The 2,626-nt window shown below is 33.4% G+C and carries 1 protein-coding gene; it reads right to left on the bottom strand.

Annotated features, from left to right (window positions below):
* Window positions 1-2,626, bottom strand: a 2,626-nt coding sequence (locus LS72_RS11000) for an ADP-ribosyltransferase-containing protein (protein WP_194145611.1), incomplete at both ends; no start/stop codon positions are given.

Below are 2,626 nucleotides of genomic sequence, written 5' to 3'. Positions count from 1 at the left end.
TTGCTTGGCTCTTTGGTTGTGCCTTTTGTATTCTATGCGTTTTGTGATGTCGGGCTCTTTTGCGATAAAATCCGCATCTACCATTTCATCGGGTGTAAAGATTGGATTAGATTGTGGTATAATATCAGCGGAGGTAGAGGATTGATTGTCGCCTGTCCGCTGGCTAAGCTCCTCTATAATGTCAGCACCTTTTATAATCTTATCAGAATCAGCAATTTCCTTGCTTAAATACTTTATATCTCTTGTCTTAAAATGCGTAATAAATGTTTTGTCTTTATCTTGTGTGATAAGTAGATAAAAATAAGGTTCTTTTCCTGTGCTTTTGTATTTTTTCAAATATTTATCTTTTAAATCTTTTTTATAGTGAATTTGTGGATTATCTTTTGTGTCTAACAAAAGATTATAAAGCTGTTTTCTATCCTCTGTCCTTGTATTAAGGTGTTCTTTTAAATTGTCTAAATTATCAAATTCTTTAAGCAATTTTTGTATTTGTGTATCTGTCAATTTCTGCGGTGTAGGTGTAGATTCTAAACTTTCTAAAGCGTTTTGAATAGGTGTGATTTCTAATTCTTTTAACACTCCCTTTGCTTGAATGTCTCTACCTTTTTCATTTTTTATAATGTATCGTGGTTGCAAGGATTCTAAAATAGGGTATTGTTTAATTGCACTCTCCCAACCTCTACTTAGAGTATTGGCTAATTCTTGTTGTAATTTCTCTTTAAATGCTGGATTATCTTTTAAGGCTTTAAATCCTTGTGCTACTGCCTTACTTCCTATTGCACCCCCTGCAAGTCCTAAAAGGAAGTTTTGTGGATTAAAGCTTAAGTTTCCCTGTTCGTCTGTCTCAAACCCTGCAACACTTCCCCCTACTAATCCACTCCCTAAGTGAGGGTTAGAATGATAAATATTAGGGCTAGATTCATTGAAATATTTGCGTTTCTCTGCGCTTTTGTTATTTTGTGATATAATTGGCTCTGCAAGTCCATTTAGCGATTGCTCTTTACTTGCTCGGCTGGTAAAAATTTGGATAAGGTCAGCGTTTTTAATCTTGCTTTTGATGTAAGCCTTTCGCGCTTTTGGCAAATGCGTAATTAGTGTTTTGTCTTTATCTTGCGTGAGTAAAAGTTCAAAAATTCTTTTTTCATCTGCCTTAAAAGCCTTAATATATTGCTTTCTCTCACCTTTTGTAAGCAGATAATCAAATTCTTTTATTGTCGGCTCAATGAGATTTAAATACGCCATTCTTGCTTGTGCATCCTGTTTCTTTTGCAAGTGTTTTATGAAGTTTTCTTTGTTCTTAAAGTGCTCTAAAGATTCTAAAAACTCCTTTACATTTAGTTCTTTTGGTAGTTGCGCTGGTTCTAAATTCTCAAAACTCTTTAATGCTTCCTCTTTGCTAACCTCTTTTAACTGCGATTCTAGCTTTTTCGCCTGTGTTGGCTCAACAGGTAGCCCTCTATTCTCCACTGCTTTAATTTGGTTAGAATCAAAGACTACCGATACATCATCGTTTAGAATAATTCCATCATATCCTTTGGCTTGTAGCAATTCTCTTGTATTGATATTAGAATATTGTGCTTTTCCTTTCATTCCTAACAATAATCCAAGTTCGCTATCTAAGTGTTGTATATTTCTTAGTGCTCGTGGTGCTTGATTATCAAATCTGTTTAAGGCTATTAATTCTCTAGGATTAAAAAATAGTGTTTCTTCTGTATCATAATATTTTATAATATTCTTTAGTGTCAAATCATCTTTAAATAGTCCTAAATCCTTTTGCAATGCCTCAATCAATCCTGCTCTATCTTTAGTATATCCTTTTCTTTCTTTGTGGGTTAAAATATTCCATTCTTCATAAAGTTCATTAATCAAATCTTTGTTTTTATGCAGTAATGGCTTTGCTTCTACTAAGCTACCTGCATAAGAAACAAACGCAAAACCTTTTTTATCTAGTTCTTTTTTGATATTAGCAAATTCTTTAGATAAAGATTTATATAATGCCATATCTTTATTATCAAGGTTAAAAATGCCTTTTAACTCTTGTAGTGTTTTTGTATCAAAGGTTTTTGTAGCATCTAGTGGATTTTTCATTTTTAAAAATGCCTGTGTAAATTGCTCTTTATTAGAATCTGCAAAAGCTTCAAGAATAAAATCCTTATCTGTCCCAAACCAAAAACCCCATTTGCTGCTATCAAAGCTATTATCAAAGACCTGTAAATTCTCCGCTTTGCTGCCGTGATAAAACACTTTAGGTAAGCCTTGCTCGTCTTTAGTTATGGGATGAGATTCTTTATGCCAATTTACTAAGTCTTTAGCCTTTGTTGCATCATATTTAAACTTTTGTTGTATCTGTGGTATAATGGCTTCATCAGTTTTAGCAATAGTAGTAGATTTATTATGCGGGGATTCTACCGATTGAGCTTTAACTGCCGCTCCTGTATTGTCCGCATCTTTACTTAAGGGAGCGGAACTTAAACTTTCTAATTCTAAAGAATATATCTTATTATTGCCAAGCCTCTTTTCAAAAAGTGTGATTTTTGCTACGGCTTCTTTATCATTAATGCTTAAAGGTGTATTAAACCTATGCACTGCTTGTATATTTGGTCTTTCTTTGTAGTCTGTATGGGTT

This window comes from Helicobacter apodemus (genome assembly GCF_000765745.2).
Classification (GTDB): domain Bacteria; phylum Campylobacterota; class Campylobacteria; order Campylobacterales; family Helicobacteraceae; genus Helicobacter_D; species Helicobacter_D apodemus.
The sequence above is the reverse complement of the archived record's forward strand: the minus strand, read 5'-3'. Positions and strand labels throughout refer to the sequence as shown.